Source organism: Sorangium sp. So ce124, from assembly GCF_051525235.1.
Lineage (GTDB): Bacteria > Myxococcota_A > Polyangia > Polyangiales > Polyangiaceae > Sorangium > Sorangium atrum.
This window is the reverse complement of sequence record NZ_CP150312.1, coordinates 11,937,708-11,957,818: the sequence shown is the minus strand read 5'-3', so window position 1 is coordinate 11,957,818 and position 20,111 is coordinate 11,937,708. Positions and strand designations below refer to the sequence as shown.

Annotated in this window: 19 protein-coding genes; 6 read left to right on the top strand and 13 right to left on the bottom strand. The window is 71.7% G+C overall.

What is annotated here, in order from left to right:
- Window positions 1–10 precede the first annotated feature (10 nt).
- Window positions 11–1,369, top strand: a complete 1,359-nt coding sequence (locus WMF19_RS44895; RefSeq protein WP_437895964.1) for a L,D-transpeptidase — start codon at window positions 11–13, stop codon at window positions 1,367–1,369.
- Between the two features lie 86 nt (window positions 1,370–1,455).
- On the opposite strand, the gene WMF19_RS44890 is transcribed toward WMF19_RS44895, so the two are convergent.
- The 9 genes from WMF19_RS44890 to WMF19_RS44850 all read right to left on the bottom strand — a co-directional run bounded on the left by WMF19_RS44890 (window position 1,456) and on the right by WMF19_RS44850 (window position 8,230).
- Window positions 1,456–1,794: an ATP synthase F0 subunit C gene (locus WMF19_RS44890; protein ID WP_012240589.1), complete on the bottom strand. Its 339-nt coding sequence runs from the start codon at window positions 1,792–1,794 to the stop codon at window positions 1,456–1,458.
- Between the two features lie 288 nt (window positions 1,795–2,082).
- Window positions 2,083–2,850: a F0F1 ATP synthase subunit A gene (gene atpB / locus WMF19_RS44885; RefSeq protein WP_437895963.1), complete on the bottom strand. Its 768-nt coding sequence runs from the start codon at window positions 2,848–2,850 to the stop codon at window positions 2,083–2,085.
- A 202-nt stretch (window positions 2,851–3,052) separates the two neighbouring features.
- Window positions 3,053–3,517: an ATP synthase subunit I gene (locus WMF19_RS44880; RefSeq protein WP_437895962.1), complete on the bottom strand. Its 465-nt coding sequence runs from the start codon at window positions 3,515–3,517 to the stop codon at window positions 3,053–3,055.
- On the bottom strand, window positions 3,507–3,875 hold the full coding sequence (locus tag WMF19_RS44875; protein ID WP_437325736.1) for an AtpZ/AtpI family protein: 369 nt from the start codon (window positions 3,873–3,875) through the stop codon (window positions 3,507–3,509). The genes WMF19_RS44880 and WMF19_RS44875 overlap by 11 nt, the downstream gene beginning before the upstream one ends.
- A 112-nt stretch (window positions 3,876–3,987) precedes the next feature.
- A complete protein-coding gene (gene rdgB, locus WMF19_RS44870; protein WP_437325735.1) occupies window positions 3,988–4,611 on the bottom strand; it encodes an RdgB/HAM1 family non-canonical purine NTP pyrophosphatase in 624 nt (207 codons plus the stop codon).
- On the bottom strand, window positions 4,608–5,381 hold the full coding sequence (gene rph, locus WMF19_RS44865) for a ribonuclease PH (RefSeq protein WP_437895961.1): 774 nt from the start codon (window positions 5,379–5,381) through the stop codon (window positions 4,608–4,610). The genes rdgB and rph overlap by 4 nt, the downstream gene beginning before the upstream one ends.
- 79 nt (window positions 5,382–5,460) lie before the next feature.
- Window positions 5,461–6,477 (bottom strand): murein hydrolase activator EnvC family protein, encoded by a 1,017-nt coding sequence (locus WMF19_RS44860; RefSeq protein WP_437895960.1) that lies wholly within the window; start codon window positions 6,475–6,477, stop codon window positions 5,461–5,463.
- On the bottom strand, window positions 6,474–7,367 hold the full coding sequence (locus WMF19_RS44855) for a cell division protein FtsX (RefSeq protein ID WP_272102105.1): 894 nt from the start codon (window positions 7,365–7,367) through the stop codon (window positions 6,474–6,476). The genes WMF19_RS44860 and WMF19_RS44855 overlap by 4 nt, the downstream gene beginning before the upstream one ends.
- A 41-nt stretch (window positions 7,368–7,408) precedes the next feature.
- A complete protein-coding gene (locus WMF19_RS44850) occupies window positions 7,409–8,230 on the bottom strand; it encodes a cell division ATP-binding protein FtsE (RefSeq protein WP_272102106.1) in 822 nt (273 codons plus the stop codon).
- Window positions 8,231–8,334: 104 nt separating this feature from the next.
- Here WMF19_RS44850 and WMF19_RS44845 point away from each other — a divergent pair, with 104 nt between their 5' ends.
- The 4 genes from WMF19_RS44845 to WMF19_RS44830 all read left to right on the top strand — a co-directional run bounded on the left by WMF19_RS44845 (window position 8,335) and on the right by WMF19_RS44830 (window position 14,089).
- The gene (locus tag WMF19_RS44845) at window positions 8,335–9,183 is read left to right on the top strand and encodes a methionyl-tRNA formyltransferase (RefSeq protein ID WP_437895959.1); all 849 of its coding nucleotides are present in this window, start codon (window positions 8,335–8,337) and stop codon (window positions 9,181–9,183) included.
- 110 nt (window positions 9,184–9,293) lie between these two features.
- Window positions 9,294–10,433: a hypothetical protein gene (locus WMF19_RS44840; RefSeq protein ID WP_437895958.1), complete on the top strand. Its 1,140-nt coding sequence runs from the start codon at window positions 9,294–9,296 to the stop codon at window positions 10,431–10,433.
- A gap of 24 nt (window positions 10,434–10,457) precedes the next feature.
- Window positions 10,458–13,508 carry a BamA/TamA family outer membrane protein gene (locus tag WMF19_RS44835; RefSeq protein WP_437895957.1) on the top strand — a complete coding sequence of 1,017 codons (3,051 nt, stop codon included), beginning with the start codon at window positions 10,458–10,460 and terminating at the stop codon, window positions 13,506–13,508.
- A gap of 59 nt (window positions 13,509–13,567) precedes the next feature.
- Window positions 13,568–14,089 carry a hypothetical protein gene (locus tag WMF19_RS44830; RefSeq protein WP_437895956.1) on the top strand — a complete coding sequence of 174 codons (522 nt, stop codon included), beginning with the start codon at window positions 13,568–13,570 and terminating at the stop codon, window positions 14,087–14,089.
- Window positions 14,090–14,249: 160 nt separating this feature from the next.
- Here the strand turns inward: WMF19_RS44830 and WMF19_RS44825 are convergent, their stop codons facing one another.
- The 4 genes from WMF19_RS44825 to WMF19_RS44810 all read right to left on the bottom strand — a co-directional run bounded on the left by WMF19_RS44825 (window position 14,250) and on the right by WMF19_RS44810 (window position 18,742).
- On the bottom strand, window positions 14,250–14,429 hold the full coding sequence (locus WMF19_RS44825; RefSeq protein WP_272102111.1) for a hypothetical protein: 180 nt from the start codon (window positions 14,427–14,429) through the stop codon (window positions 14,250–14,252).
- A gap of 370 nt (window positions 14,430–14,799) precedes the next feature.
- Window positions 14,800–15,096 carry a hypothetical protein gene (locus tag WMF19_RS44820; protein WP_148314458.1) on the bottom strand — a complete coding sequence of 99 codons (297 nt, stop codon included), beginning with the start codon at window positions 15,094–15,096 and terminating at the stop codon, window positions 14,800–14,802.
- Window positions 15,097–15,533: 437 nt separating this feature from the next.
- Complete coding sequence (locus WMF19_RS44815) at window positions 15,534–16,817, bottom strand: penicillin-binding transpeptidase domain-containing protein (RefSeq protein ID WP_437895955.1); 1,284 nt, start codon at window positions 16,815–16,817, stop codon at window positions 15,534–15,536.
- Window positions 16,818–16,990: 173 nt separating this feature from the next.
- Window positions 16,991–18,742 (bottom strand): porin, encoded by a 1,752-nt coding sequence (locus WMF19_RS44810; RefSeq protein WP_437895954.1) that lies wholly within the window; start codon window positions 18,740–18,742, stop codon window positions 16,991–16,993.
- A 212-nt stretch (window positions 18,743–18,954) separates the two neighbouring features.
- Between WMF19_RS44810 and WMF19_RS44805 the strand changes: the two genes are divergently transcribed.
- Window positions 18,955–20,064 (top strand): PhoH family protein, encoded by a 1,110-nt coding sequence (locus WMF19_RS44805; protein ID WP_437895953.1) that lies wholly within the window; start codon window positions 18,955–18,957, stop codon window positions 20,062–20,064.
- The last annotated feature ends 47 nt before the right edge of the window (window positions 20,065–20,111 follow it).

Genomic DNA, 20,111 nt, shown 5'->3' with positions numbered 1-20,111 from the left:
CCGCTGCAGGATGACCAAGCGTGGAGGCGCCGAGCTCGGCCCGCAGGAACGGCGCCGGGGCGCGCTGCGACGAGCGCGCCGGGGCGCGCTGCGCGGCGGCGCCGCGGTGGTCGGCCTCGGCGTGGCGATCTGGGGCGGAGCGGTCCTCGCTTCGCAGCTGCCGCCGTGGGTCTCGGCGGGCGACGCCCCGCTGCCGGCGTCGGTCAGGAGCGCGCGGGTGCTCAAGCGCGACCAGCCGCTGTTCGACGCCCCCGGCGAGGGCGCGCGCCGGCGCGGCTCCGTCGATCGCAACGTGCAGCTGCCCATCTTTGCGGCCAGGCGCGCCGGCGGATGCCTCGGGCGCTGGCTCGAGGTGGGCGCCGCGGCCTGGGTCTGTGACGACGCCGTCGAGCTCTCCGCCGCGGCTCCGATCAGCCCGCTGGTGCGGACGTGGCGCGAGATGCCGGATGGGCTCCCGTACCGCTACTACTTCGTCGGCCCCGACGGGACCTTCGGCTATCGGCGGGCCGAGGCGGCCGACATCGACGCGCCGGACGCGCAGCTCGAGCCCGGCTTCGCGGTGGCGATCGTCGAGGAGCGGATCGAGGGAGGCGCCCGGTACGGCCGCACGAACAGCGGCTTCTGGTTGCCGATGCGAGATCTCGGTCCGGTGCGCGCGTTCGCGTTCCACGGGGTGGACGTCGCGCCGGGCGCTGCCGAGATCGCGACCGCGTGGGTCGTGTCGGAGCGGGCTCCGCTCTACACGCGGACGGGGGCGGGCTTCACGCGGACCGAGGAGAGCAAGGTGCGGTTCGAGGTGGTCCCCTATCTGGAGGAGGCGCAGGGCGCCTCGGGGAAGCTCGCGCGGATCGCCGAGGGCGACGTCGCGGCGTGGATCTCGACCCGCGATCTCCGGCGCCCGGCGGTGGCGCCGCCGCCCGAGGTCGACGTCGAGGCGGGTGAGCGCTGGATCGACGTCGAGCGCTCGACGCAGACGCTCGTCGCCTACGAGGGGCGTCGCCCCGTGTTCGCGACGCTGGTCTCGACCGGCAAGGGCGCGCCCGGGTCGCAGCGCGCGACGCCCGCCGGCACCTTCCGGATCTGGGCCAAGCTGCTCACCTCGGACATGGACAACCTCGAGGACGAGGCCGCCGAGCGGTACTACCGGATCGAGGACGTCCCCTACGTCCAGTACTTCTCGAAGGGGATCGGGCTTCACGGCGCGTTCTGGCATCGCTCGTTCGGCCAGGTGCGGAGCCACGGCTGCGTGAACCTGGCTCCGCTCGATGCGCAGCGGCTGTTCTGGTGGACGTCGCCCCGGCTCCCCGCCGGCTGGACGGCCGTCCTCCCCACGGCGCACGAGCCGGGCACCGTCGTGCGCGTGAGGTAGCGGCAGGCGCGAGGCCCGTCGGGGTAGTTGTGAGGGGGGCGGGAAGGAGCAGCGGAGCCGGCCCCGACGGGGCGGCGAGCGCTGGCTCAGGGGGCGATCTTGCCCTGGAGGAAGAACGCGATGACCCAGGAGAGGAGCACGAGCGACTCGATGAGCGCCAGGCCGAGGATCATCGGGGTCTGGATCCGGGCAGCGGCGCCCGGGTTCCGGGAGATGCCCTCCAGGGCGGCGGCTGCCGCGCGCCCCTGGCCCATGGTGCCGCCGAGGGCAGCGATGCCGATCGCGAATCCGGCAGCGACGGCGAGCCACGAGTTCGCGTCGTACTTGTTCGACGCCGCGCCATCCTGCGCCAGCGCCATAGCGGGAACCAGTACCAGCGCAGTGCCGACAACGGCGGACAGCGACAGCTTGCTCTTCAGCGACATCCGAATCTGCTCCTTTCAAGCCACACAGCCCGCGGGGCTGCATGCGAAACATCTGCGTGGGTCGGGGGCCGCGGGGCGGTCCCCCATCGAGATCCGGGGATCGCTCCAGGGACCTCTGCTACTGCTCGGTAGGGGCCGCGCTTCCGCGAACCACCACCTCGTGGGGCAACCCATCGACAGCGGGGCCCCTCTAATCCGATTTTCGAGGGCTGGCTAGCCTTCTCTTCACCTCCAGCGCCATTCTCCGCGGCGCCGGTGGGCGGCTGACCAGGCGGTCAGGCGAAGCGGTCAGTGGTGGTCTGCCTTCTCGGTCGCGAGCCCGATGTAGATGCAGCTCAGCAGGCAGAACACCAGCGTCTGCACGACGATGACGATGATCGCCAGGAACATCAGGGGCACCGGGACGAACAGCGCGACGAGCCCCAGGAAGATGCTCGCCACGAGGTGATCGACGCCGATGTTGAGCATGAGCCGGATCGAGAGCGTGACCGGGCGGACGCAGGTGGAGATGACCTCGATGGGGAAGATGAGCGGCGCCAGGTACCACTTCGGCCCGGCGAGGTGAGCGAGGTAGCTCCAGCCGTTCTCCTTCAGCCCGTAGTAATTGAACAGGACGAACACCACGACCGCGCACCCGATCGTGATGTTCAGGTTCGAGGTCGGCGGGTTCACTCCGGGGATGAGCGCCGACGCGTTCGAGAAGAAGATGAACGCGGCCGAGCCCCCGATGAGCGGGAAGTACCGCTTCGCGTTCGCGGGCCCCATCACGTCCCGGGCCATCCCGTAGAAGTAGCCGAAGAACGCCTCGAAGAACGTGCGCAGCGTGAGCTTGTCCTCCGGGATCACCGACTCGTTCAGGCGCCGGTACTGGCCGCGGACCTCGCTGGCGAGGAGCACGAACAGCACCATGATCAGCAGGCTCATGAAGATCGGCTCGGTCCCGCGGTAGTCCACCGTGTGGTGATTGATGAACGTCTTGCCGATGTTGCGAGCGTTCTCCCGGAGTCCGGGGAGCTGCGCCAGGAGGTACGTGAGGAACCCTGTGTGCTCAGGCATGGCTTTCGTCGTCGATGCGCCGCGCCGGCAGCCGCGCGGCTGTGCCGGTACGGCCGCGAGCGCTGGCGAGCCTTGTGGGAATTCGCCCTCGGGCGAGGGGCCTCGCCTCTACCACAACTCGTTTACGGTGGGCACCCTGCAGCGCGCCAAGTCTCGTCACGCGGCGCGGGTCGCCCTCGGCGGCGCCGGTTCCGGCGGGAGCTCAGCCGTGAGCGCCCGGCGGGCTTCCGTCCTCCGGGGGCTTCGGTCCGAACAGCGTCCCCAGGCTGATACCGACGACGAGCGAGGCGTAGCCGACCATCAAGGCGACGCCCGAGACCGTCTCGCTCTTCAGGATGAGCCACACGCCGCCCATCAGTCCGGTGAGCTTGATCATCGCGATCAGCGTCCACGACACCGTGTGGCCCCGGCGCGAGAGGAACGCGTCGACGATGCGCGCGAAGACGTACAGGTTCGCCGTCGCGATGGCGCCTCCGATGCACACGCCGAGCGCCGCGCGCACGCCGTACGCGAGCAGCGCGGCCACGGACAAGACCGCGGCCGTGCCGGCGACCCAGCGGAGCACAGACCGCATCGTGGCGTCCCCGACGCCGGGCCGCTCCTCCGCGTCGGGCTCCTCGTGGGGCGGGTCGCCCCCGGGCGTACCGGGCCTTCGCTCAGCGCTCATCGTTCCCCTTCGCGTCCTGCAGCCCGTCGGGATCGCGGACGTCGTCGCTCGAGCCTGTCCGGCGGTCGTCGTCCGGAGCGCGCTCGTCCTGCCGTGTCTTCCGGTCGTCGAACCTCGGCGCAGGGTTCCCCTGCTCGCGCTCCTCGCGCTCGGCCACGGCCTGCATTTCCTTCCACGCCCGGAAGACCGCCTTGCCGGCGGCGCCGATCCCGAAGAAGAACCAGAGCACCGAGAGGTACGGATCGGTCCCGAGCTTCCCGTCGAGCCAGCGGCCGATGAACAGGCCGACCAGCATGCACAGCACCACCTCGAGACCGACGGTCCCGTAGCTTCCGACGGCCTTCCAGTCCTGCTTCATCAGGGGATCCGATCACCGGGCAGTACTTGGGTGCCTCCGGTCGCGATTACAAGCGGTCCCGGACGGGGTCAACCGCCGTCCGGCGTCGCCGCGCCTGTCGTCCTACCGTCGCTTACCGTCGCGCGACCAGCGCCTCGAGCGAGGAGCGCATCGCCCGTGCGGCCTTGCCGCGGTGGCTCACGAGGTTCTTCTCGGCCTCGTCGAGCTCGGCCATCGTCCGTCCGTAGTCCTCCACGACGAACAGCGGATCGTATCCGAAGCCGCCCGCGCCCCTGGGTTGCCTGCCGATCCGCCCCTCGCAGCGCCCTTCGGTCACGATGGGCTGCGCCTCGGACCGCGGATCGAGCAGCACCATCACGCAGCGGAAGCGCGCCTGGCGCCGGTCGTCCGCGACGTCCGCGAGCGCCGCGAGCAGCGCCTCGTTGTTCTCCGCGTCGGTCGCGCCTTCCCTCGCGAAGCGGGCGGACCGGACGCCAGGCCGGCCGCCGAGCGCGTCCACCTCGAGCCCCGAGTCCTCGGCGAGCGTCACCATCGCCGACCGGTGCGCCCCGGCGCGCACCTTGAGGAGCGCGTTGTCCAGGAACGTCGCGCCGTCCTCGACCACCGGCGGCGCGCCCGGGAGCACCTCCGCGAGCGAGAGAACCTCGATCGGGAGGTCGGAGAGCAGCGAGCGCAGCTCCACGAGCTTTCCTCGGTTCGACGTCGCGGCGAGCAGGCGCAGCGGCTCCCGGCTCACGCGACCCTCCAGCGATCCGTCTGGAATAGGGCGGAGAGTTCGACGCCGGCGCTCGACAGCGCCCGGTGCTGCGCGCTCGCGAGCGACGCCACGCCCGCGAGCGCGAGGTCGGTCATGCGATCGAGCTCCGCCCGGGGGATGGCCTCGTCCTCGGCCGTCGCCTGGACCTCGACGATCGAGCCGACCGCCGTCGCCACGACGTTCATGTCGACGCGCGCCGAGCTGTCCTCGGTGTAGACGAGGTCGAGCGCGAGCCCGCCCGGGAGGTGGCCCACGCTGATCGCCGCCACCTGATCGCGGAGCACCGGCGCCTCGAGCGACCCGGCCGCGCGCATCCGGTCGAGCGCCAGCGCGAGCGCCACGAACCCGGCGGTGATCGACGCGGTCCGCGTGCCCCCGTCCGCCTCGAGGACATCGCAGTCGATCGCGATCGTCTGCTCGCCGAGCTGCTTGAGATCGATCGCCGCGCGGAGCGCGCGGCCGATGAGCCGCTGGATCTCCTGCGTGCGCCCGCTCGGGGCCTTGCCCCGCCCGTCGCGCGGCTCCCTGCGGGTCGGGCTCGACCGCGGGTGCATCTGGTACTCGGCCGTGAGCCAGCCCGCGCCCTTGCCCATCATCCAGGCGGGCACCGTGGGCTCGACCGACGCCGTGCAGAGCACGACCGTCCTCCCGGCGCGGTAGAGGACGGATCCCTCTGCATTGCGGTGGAACCCGAGGATCATCTCCACGGGGCGGTGGACATCGAGGGCGCGGCCGTCAGGGCGATTCACGCGGCCGCCTTAGCACACTTCGCGCGTCGCGCGGGCTCGCCTCGCGGCGGCGGGCGAGGAGCCCTGCGGGCCCGCGCCGCTACATCCCGAACCAGGGACCCGGGTCGATCACCTCGGCGCCGCGCCTCAGCTCGAAGTAGAGCTTCGCGCCGCCTGCTCCGCTCGCGACCGTGCCAACCCGCGCCCCGCCCGGGAGCTGATCGCCGGCGCGCACGTCCGCGGCGCCGAGGTTCGCGTACACCGAGTAGAGCCGCTCGCCGTGATCGACGATCACGGTGAGCCCGTAATCCGCGTACGTGTCGGCGAAGGCCACCCGCCCCGCCGCCACGCTGCGGACCGGCGCGCCGTCCAGCGCGGTGAGCTCGACGCCGGGGCCGCCAGCGCCGCGGCGCGACACCTTGCGCACCTCAGCGCGGCCGGCGATCGGGAAGGGGAGCCGCCCCATGAGCGAGCGGAAGCCGGCGCGGCGATCGGGCTCGGCGGGCCCGGTGTCCGCGCCGTAGATCGCGAGGTAGTCGGGGCGCACGCTCGTCTCGAACGCGCGCGAGAACGCGGCGCGGCGCTCCTCCTCCTGGGCCAGCGCGACCCGGGCGCGGTTCATCGCCTCGCGGTGCACCTCGAGGGGCGCGCGCTCCGCTCCGAGGTGCGTGAGCCGGTCCGCGAGCTCGGCGCTGCGCCGGGTCAGCTCCGCCTCGCGGGCGAGGTCGCGCTCGAGGGCGAGCCGGGTGCGCTCCACGCGGGCGGCGTGGTCCACCAGCGCGTCGAACCCGCCGCCCACCGGGAGGAAGCCGGCGCGGACGTGGCGGTAGTACGCGCGCCCGCGCGCGATCATCCGGCGGCGGGTGAGCTCCAGCGCGGGGCCGATCGCGTCGAGCTCCGCGCGCAGCGCCTTCTCCTCGGCGTCGAGCTTCGCGAGCAGGCGATCGAGATCGTTCTCGGCCAGCGCGGAGCCCGGGCGCGCCGCCGGAGCCGGGGCCCTGGCCGCCAAGGCGGACGTGGGCGCCGGGGCGTCGGCCGCCGGCACCGCGGCGCCGCTCGTCGCGGCGCCGGTGAGGAGCGCCAGCGCGAGCGGCGCGAGCCGGATGCGGCGCCTCACACGGCCACCATCTTGCGCAGCGTGAGCAGCGCGGTCGTGGCGCCGAGCGCGGCGCCGAGGGTGACCATCCCGAACGCGACCTCCCAGGGCAGGAACGACGGCGAGATGCCGAGCAGGTTGGCGAGCTCGTGATCGAAGCGGCCGCGCACCATCATGAACAGGCCGCCCAGCACGAGCAGCGCGCCGGCCGCGCCGGCCGCGCCCTGCGTGGCGCCCTCGACGATGAACGGCCGGCGCACGAAGCCGTCGGTCGCGCCGACCAGCTTCAGCACCTCGACCTCGATCTTCCGGCGATGCAAGAGCAGGCGCATCGTCGAGCCGATGACGCTCACGACCGCGCAGAGGACGATCGCGGCGAGGCACGCGCTCGCGGCGACGCCGCCGCTGAGGAGGGACGACAGCCGCTCCGTCCAGCGCTGGTACGTCTCCACCGTGTCCACGGCCGGCAGGGCGCGCAGCTTCACCGTCATCGAGGCGAGCGCCTCGTCGGAGACCTCCTCGGTGAAGCCGACCTCGAGGGACGCGGGGAACGCGCTCGGCGGAAGCGCGGCGAGGGCCTTGTCGCCGTCGTCGTGCACCACCTCGCGGCGCGCCTCGGCGCTCGTCACGAGCCGCACCTTCTTGACGCCCTCGGTGCCCTCGAGCGCGCGGGTCAGCTCCGCGGTCTGCGCCTCGGTCGCGCTGTCGCGCAGGTAGACCGTGGCGCGGCCGGCGCGCGACCAGCGATCGCGCACCGCCATGAGGTTCGTGACCACGAGGAGGGCCGACGCGAGGCATACGAACGCGACCGCGAGCGAGAAGATCGACAGCGCCTGCAGCCGCCAATCGCTCCTCCCTGCCCGCCAGGTGCGAAGCCATCTCCGCCGATCGTCACGCTCGCTGGTCTGCATCCGGTTCCCTCTATCCGTCTCGTGAGGCGGAGCCCTCGGCGCTACGCTGCGCCGCGCACGCCGCTATCCATCTCGTCCTCGTCGCCGCCGTCCACGAACTCGCCGCCGGACCCGAGGCCGTGCGGCACGTCGGTCGCCTTCCCGTCGTCGAGCACGACCACGCGCCGGGGGCGCACGTCGAGCAGCGTCCGATCGTGCGTCGCGAACAGGACGGTCGTGCCGGTCTCGTGGATGTCCTCGAACAGCCCGAGCAGATCGATCGCGAGCTGCGGGTCGAGGTTGCCCGTCGGCTCGTCCGCCAGGATCAGCGTCGGCTCCCCGACGATCGCCCGCGCGATCGAGACGCGCTGCTGCTCGCCGCCGCTCAGCACCTGCGCCCGGTCGCCGCCGCGCCCCGCCAGGCCGACGCGCTCGAGCGCCTCGCCGACCCGGGTCCGCAGCAGGCGCGACGGGAGGCCGAGCACCTCCAGCGTGATCGCCACGTTGTCGAACACGGTCCAGCTCGGGACCAGCTTGAAGTCCTGGAAAACGAAGCCGATGTTGCGCCGGAGCGCGGGGATCGACGCGTCGGTCAGGCGCGCGATGTCCCGGCCGAGGAACAGGATCCGGCCATCGTCGACGCGCTCGGTGCGGTGCACGAGGCGGAGGAGCGTGCTCTTGCCCGAGCCGCTCGGGCCCGTGATGAACACGAACTCGCCGCGCTCGATCGAGAGCGACATCCCGCGCAGCACCGGCTGATCGGCGCGGTACGATTTGTAGACGTCCTCGAAGACGAGGATCGGCCGGCGCGCGGCGGACGCGTCGTAGCGGTGGCCGGGCCGGAGCGCCGGACGAAATGAGCCTTGCAGAGGGGGCGCCGCCATCGGAGCCTTCACCTATCAGCCTGCTCGCACACGGAAAACTTTTCGGCCGACGCTCGGGCGAGCGCCCGCTGCGGGTCGCCTTTTTTGGCCTCCCGCTGGCGGCGTTGCTGCTCCACGGCGACGGTCACGAGATCGCCCTCGCCGCGATCAGCCGCGCCGACGCCGTGGGGCTCCGCCGGGCCCGCCGGATCTTCGGCTCGCGCCTCCTGCTGCGTCCCGACGTCGAGCGCCCGGAGCTCGCGTCGCGCGTCGAGGCGCTCGCGCCCGATCTCCTTGTGAGCTGGTTCTGGACCACGCGCCTGCCGATGTCGCTCGTGAAGGCGGCGCGGCTCGGCGGGATCGGCGTGCACCCCTCGCTGCTCCCCCGTCATCGCGGGCCGGATCCCACCTACTGGGCGATCGCCTCGGGGGACGCCGAGAGCGGCGTCACGGCGCACCGGATCGAGGCGGAGTACGACACCGGCGACATCCTTGAACAGGAGAGGCTCCCCATCGATCCGGGGTGGACCGCGTGGCAGCTCGCCCGGGCGCTCGACCGGCCGAGCCTCCGGGTCCTGCGGCGCACGGTCGCCCGGTTCGCGCGCGGCGAGGAGGTGGCGGGGGTCGCCCAGGATCCGGCGCTCGCGACGCAGGCGCCTGCGCCTGGCGACGAGGCGTGCGCCATCTGCTGGTCCTGGCCGACGGAGCGCGTCCTCCGGCACGTCCGCGCCCTCGCGCCGGCCCCGGGCGCGTGGACCGAGATCGAGGGCGCCTGCGTCATCGTCCTGCGGGCCGCGCCGGCGGCGAGCTTCCCCGAAGCGCTTGCGCCCGGCGAGGCGGTTGTCGAGGGCGGGGTGGTCCTGGTGCGGACCGGCGACACGGCCGTCGCGCTGCTGGAGGGGGAGATCGACGGAGAGCCGGCGTCGGTGGATGAGCTCGCGGCCCTCGTGGCGTCGGGGGCGTCGCGCGGGTGACCGCCGGCAGGGGCGTTTGGCGGCCGGCGGGGTCGCCTGGCCGGCTCGCGGCCATCGAATCCTGAGCCTACGCGCGCGCGACCGCGTAGGATGCGCCCCTCGGAGGATTCATGTCGGAACCCGCGCAGCTTGCGAAAAGCGCCCGCGAACTGCTCGCCGCGGCGCTCAATGCGCTCCAGTCGAACGGGGGGGTGTCGCCTGAGATCGAGGCGCTCGCCGAGCCGATAGCGCAGGCGATGGGCATCATGCACCGCATCGAGCGCTCCGGGGGCCAGGCCCTCGACGGCAGCGAGATCGCGCTCGGCCATGTGCGCGACGTCCTGAACCGTCTGCAGAGGATCACCGCGGCCGATCCGGTGGTGGACGTGCTGATGGAGCACGTCGCCTCCTCGCTGAGCAAGGTCAACGCGCTGAGCAGGGCGCAGGCCGCCGGCGCCTCCGCGCAGCCGCGTGCGCCCGTGGCGGCGGCCGCGCCAGCGCCGGTTGCGCCTGCACCTGTGGCGGTGGCCGCGTCAGCGCCGGTTGGCCCAGCGCCGATCGCGCCGGCGCCCGTGGTGGCGGTGGCCGCGCCAGCGCCGGTTGCGCCTGTGGCGGTGGCCGCGCCAGCGCCGATCGCACCTGCGCCCGTGCCAGCGCCGTTCGTGCCAGCGCCGTTCGTGCCTGCACCTGCAGCGGTGGCCTCGCCCGCGCCGTTCGCGGCTGCACCTGCAGCGGTGGCCTCGCCAGCGCCGGTCGCGCCTGTGCTCGCGGTCGCCGTGGCTGCGCCCGCCCAGCACACGCTGCCCTCGCCGCAGCAGCCGCGGCGCGCGCCGGCGCCCGCGTCACCCGCTTACCCGGCCGCATCGCACCCGGCAGCGGACCCGCGCGGCGCTCCGCCGCCCCAGGCCATGCCGCAGCCCGTCGACCACCGCACGCCTGCCGCGGTCGTCGATGTCGAGCTCGGCGCTCTGACGCCGTCGAATTTTTACAAGGGACTGGCAGGCAACGACGTCATCGAGCACGGGGGCATCTTCGTCGCGACCTACAAGATCCCGCCGACGGGCTCCGTCGTGACCCTGCGTGTCCGCCTGCCGGGCAACTACGAGTTCACCGCGCAGGCCGCGGTCCGGTGGACGCGCGAGGCCGGCGGATCGAGGGACTCGGCCGAGCCAGGCTTCGGCGCCAGGATCACGCAGATCTCGGCGGAGGGCCGGCAGCTCGTGTCTCGGTTCACGCGCAACAGGGAGCCGCTCTTCTACGACGACCTCTGAGGTCGCCACGCCGCATCGATCTTGGTGAACTCCTCTCCCGCGCGCGCCGGCTCGCGAGCGAGCCGGCCGCTCCACCGCGCAGCGTCCGTCCTCTCTGCCGTCGCCCTCGCGGCGCTGCTGCTCCTCGCGCCGCGGCCGGCCCGGGCGACGGGCGACCCCGATCTCGCCTTCTGGACGTTCGAGACCGCCCACTTCCGCGTGCACCATCCGCAGGGCCTCGAGCCCATCGCGGCGCGCATCGCCTCGCTCGCCGAGACGATCTACGGGCGCGTCGAGGATGCGCTCGGCTACGCCCCGCAGGGCCGCACGGAGATCCTGATCACCGACGACTCCGAGATGGCGAACGGGTCGGCCGGCACGCTCCCCTACAACTCGATCCACCTCCTCGCGTCCGGTCCGGACGACCTGTCGACGCTCGGCGACTACGACGACTGGTACCTCGATCTCCTCACGCACGAGTTCACGCACATCGCGCACATCGACAACACGTCAGGGATCCCGGCGATCCTGAACGCGATCGTTGGCAAGACGTTCTCGCCGAACCAGGTGCAGCCGCGGTGGATCATCGAGGGGCTCGCCGTGGTGAGCGAGAGCCACCACTCGAGTGGTGGCCGGATGCGCTCGAGCATGTTCGACATGTACCTGCGCGCCGACGTGCTCGAGGACAACATCGCGGGGCTCGACCAGATCTCGAGCTCCGCGTTCCGCTGGCCGCAGGGCAACCTCTGGTATCTCTACGGATCGAGGTTCCTGGGCTGGATCATCGACGTCTACGGGCCCAACACGATGCGCGCCGTCTCCGCCGACTACGGGGCGTCGCTCATCCCGTGGGGGATCAACCGCGCCATCCGCCGCGTGACCGGCAGGACCTACGTCGAGCTGTACGAGGGCTGGAAGGACCACCTCCGCCAGCTCTACCGGGAGCAGATGGCGGCCGTCGAGGTGCGCGGGCTCCGCGAGGGCGCGCGGCTCACCTACCACGGGCGCACGGCGCTCTACCCGCGGTTCGTTCCGCCCGCCGCGCGCCGGACCGATGCAGACGAGATCGTCTACTTCCGCGACGACGGCAGGGAGCGCCCCGGTATCTACCGCGTCTCCCTCGCCGCGCCCGCGCCAGGGAGCGAGCGCCGCGAAGCGCTGGTCGCGCGCACCAACGCGCCCTCGCGACCGGCGTTCACGCCGGCGGGTGACCTGGTCTTCACGGCGCTCCTGCCGTGGCGCAACCACTACTACCGAAACGATCTGGTCCTGCTCCCGCGCGGCGAGGCGGCGCCGGACGGCGACGAGCCCTCGCGCCGCCGGTTGACGCAAGGCCTCCGATCCTCGGCCCCGGACGTGAGCCCGACCGGAGATCTCGTCGCCTTCTCCCTCAACAGCAAGGGCACCCGCTACCTGGAGATCGCGCGGCTCTCCAGGGATGGGGCCCTGTCCGAGCGGCGCGATCTCGTCCCGAGCGCCCGCTTCGAGCAGGCCTACTCCCCGTCGTTCTCGCCCGACGGCAAGCGCCTCGCGTACAGCGTCTGGACCGCCGGGGGCTATCGCGACATCCGCGTGGTGGACGTCGCCACCGGCAGCTTCCGACAGGTGACCCGCGATCGCGCGACCGACATGAACCCCGTCTGGTCGCCCGACGGCGAGACGCTCTATTTCACCTCCGATCGCACCGGCATCCACAACGTCTACGCCTACGACGTCTCGTCCGGCGCGCTGCGCCAGGTCACGAACGTGAGACTCGGGGCCTTGCACCCGGCGATCAGCCCCGATGGCAAGACGCTTGTCTATGTTGGATATACCTCTCGGGGCCACGACCTCTTCGCCATGCCGCTCGATCCGGCGCGCTTCCTCCCGGCGCCGCCGCCCCCCGGCGATCGCCCCGATCCCGCCGCCGAGCCTTCCGCAGCGCGGCTCGAGCGCGTTCCTTACAACCCGCTTCCCACGCTCGCGCCGCGCGCGATCACGCTCGACTACGCGCCCGGGAGCTATGGCTCGAACGCGCTCACGGTGAGCGTGACCGGCACCGACATCGTCGGTCGCCACACGATCTTCGGCGAGCTCACCGTGCAGCCGGACGCGCCGGCCCCGAACGTCCTGCTCGGGTACAACTACGGCCGGCTGCCTGTCGATCTCGGCATCCGCGCGTACCACAACATCTCTCCGCGCGGCGGCTACCGCATCAACGGCCGAAACGTCGTCTACGACGAGCGGACGATCGGGATCTCCTCGGGCGTCAGCTATCCGATCCGCGGCGAGTTCTCGCGGCATACCCTGAGCGCGTCGTTCGGCAGCGCCGCGTTCAAGGGGCAGCTCCCCATCGGCGACAAGCTCGACCCGTATGCGCCCCGGACCATCCTCCCGCCGCGGGGCACGCTGAACCTCGCGCACCTCGGCTACGCATTCTCGAACGCCGAGGGCTCGATCGACGCCGCAGGCGCGCCGCGCGGGGTGTCGCTGAACGCTGGCCTCGATTACGCCGGCCCGGAGACGGGCAGCAGCTATACGTCCTACGCGTTCTCGACGGGCCTCACCGCCTACGTCGCCATGCCCTGGTCAGGCGATCACACCCTCGCGTTTCGCGTCGCCGGGGCGGTGTCGGGCGGTAACTTCCCCCGGGGCGCCAACTATGGCGTGGGCGGGTACGATCTCGAGAACCTCACCCTCGTCGACACATTGCTCACCGGGGTCACGAATAGCTCGTTCACGCTCCGTGGCTACGCGCCGGGCGCGATGTTCGGCCGCTCCTATTTCTCGCAGACGTTCGAGTACCGCGTGCCCGTCCTGCAGCCCGACCGCGGCCTCGTGACGCTGCCGATCTACCTGCGCCGCATCGACGCGAGCCTCTTCCTCGACCACGGCGGCGCATTCAACCGCTTCGAGATGGACGAGCTCGCCCTCTTCACGCAGAAGAGCCTGCTCTACTCGCCCCAGCTGCACGCCTCGGTCGGCGGCGAGCTGTGGCTGAGCTTGAACCTCGGGTACGTCCTCTCCTCGCAGATGCGCTTCGGGTACGCTTATGGCCTGAGCGATCTCGCGATCCCTGGCGGTCAGTTCTACTTCGTCGCGACGAACTCGTTCTGAGCGCCGCGCGCCTGCTGGAAATTTTGCCCGCGCCGACCGCTTCGCCGAGGGTGATCGGCATGCGCCGCGTCCTCCTCGCCCTGAGCCTCTTGCCCCTCGCCAGCTGCGGCATCGCCCCGAGCAACTCCCAGCGCCTCACCGAAGCGGCGCTCGAGATGAACACGGCTGCCCGGTTCGGCCGCATGGATGTCGCGCTCGAGCGCGTCGGCTCGAGCGCGCGCCAGGATTTCATGAATCGTCACGCCGGATGGGGCACCCGCCTCCGGGTCGTCGACGTGGAGTTCGGCGGCTTCGAGATGACCCAGCGCGATGAAGCCGAGGTCTACCTCGACGTCCTCTGGCTACGGGACGACGAGGCCACGGTCCGCAGCACCCGGGTGGCGCAGCGCTGGCGCGACGAACGGGGCCATTGGGAGCTTATCGGCGAGGAGCGAAGAGAGGGCGACACTGGGCTCCTCGGCGAGCCCCCGCCCGAGGCGCCCCGGCCCACGCAGAGCGGGGCTGGCGATTCGGCGAGCGCGACCGACATGGTCCGGCAGCCCGGCCGGAGCCTCCACACGCGTGTGATTCGCGACGAGTGAGCGCCGCCGCGGACGAGGTGTGCGGCCGCGCGCAGCGGGACGCGCGCGGTCGAGCACGACGCCGGCGTGCGCGGCCTCGGTGAGCGCCGAAATCGCAACAGCGCGGGGATGCGACGGGCGGTACGCGGTGCGCGGTCGATCGACCGCGCCTCGCACTCCATCAAGCAGCCGGCGAAGGGCTCGCAGGAGCGGCGCTCTTGGGAGCGCGGGGCTTCTTGGCCTTGCCAGCGACCTCCGTCGGGGCCTTCGCCAGCTTGCTGCGCTTGGCGCGCTCCTTCTTGGCAGCCTGCGCCTTGCGGCGCCTCATCTTCATCGACTGGCGGCGATCGCGCTTGCCCATCTGCTTCAATCTCCTCACGGTCGGGGGCGCGGCATCATGACGACAGCTCGCCGGGCGAGCCCCATCCTGCACCGGTGGATGGCCTACCGCGGGGCCCCTCAAAGGGAGCGGGACTCTGCCCAAGAGCGAATGGAAGCGCAAGGGGCAATGCGCGCGGAGATGCAGTTCTCGTGCTAGACGAGTGTGCAGTGCATCGCGCCGCCGTCAGGTGTCGACGTCCGCGACCTCCGCCTCCCCGCCTTCGGCCGCGTGGTCCGCGGCCACATCCGTCACATCCGTCACATCAGAGCCACGCGCTCGTTCCGAAGGATCCGAAGGATCCGCAACGTTCGCGCAGGATCCACGCTGCCTGAGCCGCACCCGCCAGGGCTCAGCCGCCGACCGCGCCGTCCAGCGCGACTTCGCGGCCGCGCACCTCGAGGCGGTACCGGGAGTTTACGGTCTCTATGTAGAAGACCTCGCGCCCGGCGAGGCGCAGCACGCGCTTGACCGGCGTCGTGACGTATTCATGCATTCCGTCGGAGAACTCGATGACGATGACCGAGCCTTTCCGTGGTGCACGGACGAGCCGGCCAACGACTGCGCGTGATCCCCGGCCGAGCTTGCGGAGCACAACCTGCACAACAGAGATGCTAGCACGCAGATCTCGGCCGAGCACAAGCTGCACAAGCAGCGCCTCTCGCAACTAGGTCCCACCCTGGCCCAGGGTGTCCGGCTGCATCGGAGCGGCCCGGACCTTCGCACCGAGGACGGCCAGCCGGAGGGGCCGGGCCCCCGAGCGGAAAGTTTCCATGAATCGATCGCCGCCGCGGCGTGTACGATGATCCTGCAAACCTGTCGGCCGCCAGACAGGCACAGCGGTCCGTTGCGCACCGTCATCGCCGGATCGTGGTGAGGGCGGAAATCGCGATGAACGATTTCCGCCTTGCGGAGGCCTCGTGCAGGCTGCGCGGTGGTCTGCCTGACGGGCCGACAATGCGCGCGGTCTCGTCGGCCGCGTGGACCTTGCCCGGGGGCACGGCGCGGCGTTCAGGTGCATCTGCGCAGCGCGGCGCACCGCGAGTGGCCTGGCGCGCTGCGGCTCGGCGGCTCGTCAGCTCCGCGTCAGCGGCGCTGGGCTGTCGCGCCGGTCCGGTTGTTCGGATCGCTCACGCCGGGCGCGCCCTTGTCGGCGAAGTAGGTGCGGAGCATATCGCATGCGACGTTCGTCGCCTTCACGCGCCATTTCGCGCTGTTGGCGACCATCACGGAGATGGCGACCTCCGGCTTGCGGCTCGGCGCGAACCCGACGAACCAGGTGTAGAAGGGCCCCTCGGGCGTCGGCTTCGTGAGCGTGCCCGTCTTGCCCGCGACGCGGATATCCGGGAGGTAGGGGCGGCCGTTGCGATCATGGAACGAACGGTAGCTCGTGCCGTTATCGACCGTCGCCTCCATCATCGCGGTCACCGCGTTGGCCGTGCTCTCGTCCATCACCCGCTTGAGCACCTGGCGCTCGCTCGGGCCCTGGTAGATGTCGCCGACCTCGTCCTTGACGCTCGACACGACGTGGAGCCGGATCATCTCGCCGCCGTTGGCGACCGTGGTCGCCAGGTTCGCCCCCTGGAACGGCGACAGCGTCGTGTTCCAGAAGCCCGCCGCGGTCCGCGCGAAGCCGAGCTCGTCTTCCGGGAGCGAGATCGTGCTCGTCGCGACCTTCACGTCGAACGGCGTGTCCTGCCCCCAGCCGAGCTTCTCGGCCACGGCGCCGAGCTTCTCGCGGTCGAGGTTCTTCCCGGCGAGCCGCGCGAACACCGTGTTGATGCTCCGGCCCATCGCCTGCGCGAGCGTCGCGCAGTACTTGTCGCGACGCTTGTTGTCGACCAGGTCCGCAGGCCGGATCGAGTGCTCGCCGCCCGAATAACACTGCTTGGTGTTCGGGCTCAGGCCGGCCTCGACGAGGGCGGTGCCGGTCACGACCTTGAAGACGCTCGCCGACGGCGCGGTGGCTTCCGCGGCGACGTCGTGCATCGCCCCCTCGTTCACGTAGCTCGCCCAGACCAGCACCTTCCCGGTACGGATATCGGTCATGACGACCGCGCCCTCCGGGACCTGGCCTGCCCGCAGGAAGCCGAGCGCCGCCCGCTGGTACATCGGGTCGATGGTCAGCTCCGCGACGCGGTCGCCGTGCGCCGGCGCCGTGGGCGGGGTCCTCCGGTCGTCGATGCGCGTCAGATCGAGGTCCGTGAGCGGCGGCGGCGTCACGGTCCGCGTGATCGTCGGGCCCCCGGCGGTCGTCTTCTTGGCGAGCAGCCCTCCGAGCTGGACGTCGTGCTCGCGCAGCATGGGGAGGGTCACGGCCACGAGCCCCACGGCTGCACCGACGGCGATCCACTGACGCATGTCGCGCATGGCCCGACGGGTACCCCGCCACGCTGTCCTGGGCCAAAATTGAGGCGCGCGAGCTCGCCGCGGGGCTCCCGCGCCGCCGGCGCGCCGCGGGGAGCGCCCGCGGCGCGGATCGTTGGAGGGCAAAAGGATGAAGGGCGCGGCCGGGACGCCGGCCGCGGTGGGGCGGGGACGCGTCAGAACGACATGCTGACCCTGGCGCCGAGCTCGTGCAGCGCGTGCGCGTCCGGATTGGCGGGCGTCACCGTATTGCCTGGCACCCGGAGGAGGTTCTCGCTGGAGCCGCTGCCGGGCGTCAGGTAGGCGCTGTAATTCACGCCGAGCCGCACGTTTTTCGTGTACCAGTAGTTCGCGGCGAGGCCGATCTGCATGACGTTGAGGTCGGTGCCCGGCCCCCCCTCGGCGCCCGGCGTCTTCTCGTCGTACGCACCCCCGCGGGACGCGCCGTCGTACGTCGCGTTGATCCCCGCGAGGAGCGCCGCCACCTCGAGCCCCGACTTCGGCTTCTCGAGCTCCTTCGTCAGATCGACCTTCGTGGGGCGCGGGCTGAACCCGGGATCGCCGCTGACGAAGGCGTCGCCGACCGGCCACGCCGAGAGCTGCACGTACCAGCCGAGCCCCTTCACCTGCCCGAGCCGTTCGGTGTTGGTGAGCTGAAAGCCCTCAACGCCCTCGCGCGTCTCGTTCGCGACGTAGTACGCCTCGGCCCGGAGCTCGACCATCTTGATGGGCAGCCGGAGCTCGCCGCCGATCGCGGCCTGCGTGGCCGACGGGATGACGTGGATCGGGCGCTTCAGCGAGTCCGTGTAGCCGGCGCCCCAGAGCGTGTAGCCCTGCCCCGTCCTGATGGGCGCATAGTCGTAGCCCACGTACTTCTGGTCGCGGTCGCCATAGCGCGCGCTGACGCCGATCTGCGCCTTCGCGAGCAACCCCTTCTTGTCGCTCGCGAACGGGCGCGCGGCCACGCGGCCGATGAAATCGAACTGGCTGTCGACGCCCGGCCGGTTCTGCCCGTCGCCGCCGACCACGCTGACGCCGTAGACGACCATCCTGTCAGCGACGTCGCCCCAGATCGTCAGGCCGATGTCCTTGCCCTCGGGGTAGGCGAAGCTCCGGGTCGCGATGTTGCGCTCCATGAACGTCGTGCTGTTGTCGCTCGTCTGGTTATCCATCGAGAAGAACGCCTGGTGCTGCCCGAACAGGAAGTTGAGCGCGGGCATGACCGAGTAATTGATCCAGGCGTCGGCGAGCACGGCGTTCGCGGTGGTGCTCTCGACAGGCGCGAAGCGCGCGCTCTCGGCCGTCGGCGGTTGCCCGGCCGGGCCGGCGGCGTTCTCGGTCCGGCCGTTGGCGTTCCCGAGCCCCTGGCCGCCGAAGTCGACGTCGACATCGAAGGAAAACCTCTTCAGGAACTCGCCGGCCACCTCGAGCCGCGCGCGGCGAATGAAGAAGCGCGGCTTGAGCGCGCTCCCACCGCCCGTCGCCGACACGTCCGACACGCCGGCGCCGAAGCTGCTGGCGAAGTCGAAGTTCAGCCTCCCCTTCGGGTAGAGCCGGAAGTTGTCGTTGGCGTCCCGGAGGAAGAAGCCGCCGTGCCAGCCGGCGAGCGGCTGCTGCTCTTCTTTCACGACGGCGGCCTCGGCGGTCGGCGCGAACACCTGCGCAGGCGGAGGCGGCGGCGGCGCGGCGGTCGGCTCCGCTCCAGGGGGCGGCAGCGGCTCTGCGGGCGGCGCCGCGTCGGGCGGCGGCGCGGGGGCCGGAGCGGCAGCGGCAGCGGGCGGAACCGCGCCGGCAGGAGCCGCCGGGGCAGCGGCCGGAGGCGGCGCCGGGGCAGGTTGCGCTGGGCCCTGGGGTCCAGGCTGTGCTAGCGCCGAAAGGCCCGACAGCGTAACAGTCATGCCCAGCAGCGCCGATGTAGCTAACCTCATGCAGTTCTCCCTGTGTGCGGCTCGCCCGCTCGCCGGATCTCGCACGCACTACAACGCGAAAATATGACCAGGACGTTACGATTCTGTGTAGGCCATACGGCGAGCGACCGCGACATTCGAGCGAGATGTGAGCCGCGTCAAGGTCCTGCTCATGGAATGGCAGCGCGTGCCGGCGGCGGAGCGTCGGGGCAGCGGCGGGGAAGGATCACGGGATGACGACCAGCGTGCGGATCACGGCGGATGTCGAGGTGCTCGACAACAGCACCTTGGTGGCCCTCGCAGGGCCGGGGAACGAGCATCTCAAGCTCATTGCGCGCACTCTTGGCATCGAGTCGGGCGTCCGAGGCAACACGATCCGGCTCGCCGGGGACGCCGACAAGGTCGCGCTCGCCGAGCGGTGCCTGGCAGAGGCCGCGCAGATGTTGAGGAGCGGCGTGGTCCTCGATCCCCAGGACTACGTGCGCGGCGTGCAGGCGCTCCGGGACGATCCCGGGATGACCTTGCGGGAGCTGTTCGAGGACGTCGTCCTCATCTCGGCGCGCCGCCGCCCTATCTCGGCGAAGGGGCTGGCGCAGAAGCGCTACATCCAGGCGATCCGATCGCACGACATGACCTTCGGGATCGGGCCGGCGGGGACGGGCAAGACCTACCTCGCGATGGCGATGGCGGTCCACGCGCTTCTCGAGCGCCGCGTGAAGCGGATCATCCTGACCCGCCCCGCCGTCGAGGCGGGAGAGCGGCTCGGCTTCCTCCCCGGCGATCTCGCCGAGAAGGTGAATCCTTACCTGCGCCCGCTCTACGACGCGCTCCATGACATGATGGATGCGGACAAGGCGCAAGGCCTCGTGACGCGCGGTCAGATCGAGGTCGCCCCGCTGGCCTTCATGCGCGGCCGCACGCTCAACGATTGCTTCGTCATCCTCGACGAGGCGCAGAACGCGACGAGCGACCAGATGCGCATGTTCCTCACCCGCCTCGGCTACGCCTCCCGTGCCGTGGTGACGGGCGACGTCACGCAGGTCGATCTCCCGCACGGCGCGCGCAGCGGCCTCGCGGAGGCGCGCGAGCTGCTCGCGGGGATCGAGGGGATTGCGATCTGCTCGTTCACCGAGGTCGACGTCGTGCGCCACCCGCTCGTGCAGCGGATCATCGTGGCGTACGAGCAACGGGACGCCGAGGTGGCTCGCCAGCGCGAGGAGCGGCGGGCGGAGGCGGGTCGCGGCGCGCGCGGCGGCGCGGCGGGAGAGGCCGGGGCTGCACCGCAGGAGCCGCAGGGGCGCGCGCCGGCAGGCGGGCCGGGAGGAGCCGGCGCAGCGAGCTGACGCGCGACGCGGCCGAGCGAGACGCCGGCGCCGACGTCTCGCTCGGC

Bases quoted from the DNA above. Each gene is read 5' to 3' on its own strand.
- WMF19_RS44895 (WP_437895964.1), top strand. From the start codon at position 11: ATGACCAAGCGTGGAGGCGCCGAGCTCGGCCCGCAGGAACGGCGCCGG.
- WMF19_RS44890 (WP_012240589.1), bottom strand. From the start codon at position 1,794: ATGTCGCTGAAGAGCAAGCTGTCGCTGTCCGCCGTTGTCGGCACTGCG.
- atpB (WP_437895963.1), bottom strand. From the start codon at position 2,850: ATGCCTGAGCACACAGGGTTCCTCACGTACCTCCTGGCGCAGCTCCCC.
- WMF19_RS44880 (WP_437895962.1), bottom strand. From the start codon at position 3,517: ATGAGCGCTGAGCGAAGGCCCGGTACGCCCGGGGGCGACCCGCCCCAC.
- WMF19_RS44875 (WP_437325736.1), bottom strand. From the start codon at position 3,875: ATGAAGCAGGACTGGAAGGCCGTCGGAAGCTACGGGACCGTCGGTCTC.
- WMF19_RS44855 (WP_272102105.1), bottom strand. From the start codon at position 7,367: ATGCAGACCAGCGAGCGTGACGATCGGCGGAGATGGCTTCGCACCTGG.
- WMF19_RS44850 (WP_272102106.1), bottom strand. From the start codon at position 8,230: ATGGCGGCGCCCCCTCTGCAAGGCTCATTTCGTCCGGCGCTCCGGCCC.
- WMF19_RS44840 (WP_437895958.1), top strand. From the start codon at position 9,294: ATGTCGGAACCCGCGCAGCTTGCGAAAAGCGCCCGCGAACTGCTCGCC.
- WMF19_RS44830 (WP_437895956.1), top strand. From the start codon at position 13,568: ATGCGCCGCGTCCTCCTCGCCCTGAGCCTCTTGCCCCTCGCCAGCTGC.
- WMF19_RS44825 (WP_272102111.1), bottom strand. From the start codon at position 14,429: ATGGGCAAGCGCGATCGCCGCCAGTCGATGAAGATGAGGCGCCGCAAG.
- WMF19_RS44815 (WP_437895955.1), bottom strand. From the start codon at position 16,817: ATGCGCGACATGCGTCAGTGGATCGCCGTCGGTGCAGCCGTGGGGCTC.
- WMF19_RS44810 (WP_437895954.1), bottom strand. From the start codon at position 18,742: ATGAGGTTAGCTACATCGGCGCTGCTGGGCATGACTGTTACGCTGTCG.
- WMF19_RS44805 (WP_437895953.1), top strand. From the start codon at position 18,955: ATGACGACCAGCGTGCGGATCACGGCGGATGTCGAGGTGCTCGACAAC.